Source organism: Aminobacter sp. P4_D5, from assembly GCF_056401815.1.
Genome location: NZ_JBFUIP010000654.1, coordinates 1 through 739, shown reverse-complemented (window position 1 = coordinate 739; position 739 = coordinate 1). Strand labels below are relative to the sequence as shown.

Genomic DNA, 739 nt, shown 5'->3' with positions numbered 1-739 from the left:
ACGGACAACATTCCGCAGGGCTGCCGCACCTTCGACGCTACGGAACGCATGTCGTGCGCGCTTCCGCTTCTCCCTTTTTGCTGCATTCGCCCACAGGAAGACACCTGTCGTTTCCTGTGAGGGCTGCGGCCCCGGCCAGCGTCACAACTGACGCTCGCCCTTACCATCCCCAAGAAACGCCGCGCGCGACGTAGGGGATTCACACCCATCACAAAGCCCAACAACAAATGGACTTAGCTCAACACAGCGCCACCAATCGCGCTGAAACCACTTTAACCATCCTTCGCGCTCTGCGCCGCGACGAGATCACCGGTCGAGATGTCCCCGTCTCTTTGGCGAAGCGACTGGTTCTATCCTCGGATGGCAGCCTCGTCGTCGAACCCAGCCCCCAGGGAATGACCCGCTGGGTGCGGGGCTGGGGACAGCCATTCACTGACTTTCCTTCGTTCACCCAAATCCTGGACCATGCTGTTGTCGCCGACGCGGCAGTGATCCATGGCGGGATCATTCCCGGCACAAATGTGCAGCGCATGCGCCGCCTCATGGCACCTGACGGGACATTCCCGGCGACGATCCAGGACAGGGCATGCCCTTACGTTATGCTGGATATCGACCACCTCGCGCTTCCCGCCGACTTGTCGGTTCAACGTGATCCGGATGCGGTGATTGATTTCGTTCGCGTCGCGCTGCCTTCCGAACTCAGTGACGTGTCGTTCTGGTTTCACCACAGCCACTCGGC

At 60.6% G+C, this 739-nt stretch carries 1 protein-coding gene; it reads left to right on the top strand.

Annotated features, from left to right (window positions below):
* Positions 1 to 227: 227 nt before the first annotated feature.
* The coding region (locus tag AC1DWF_RS34130) for a ribonuclease H family protein (protein WP_476842915.1) at positions 228 to 739 on the top strand (512 nt) is incomplete at its 3' end.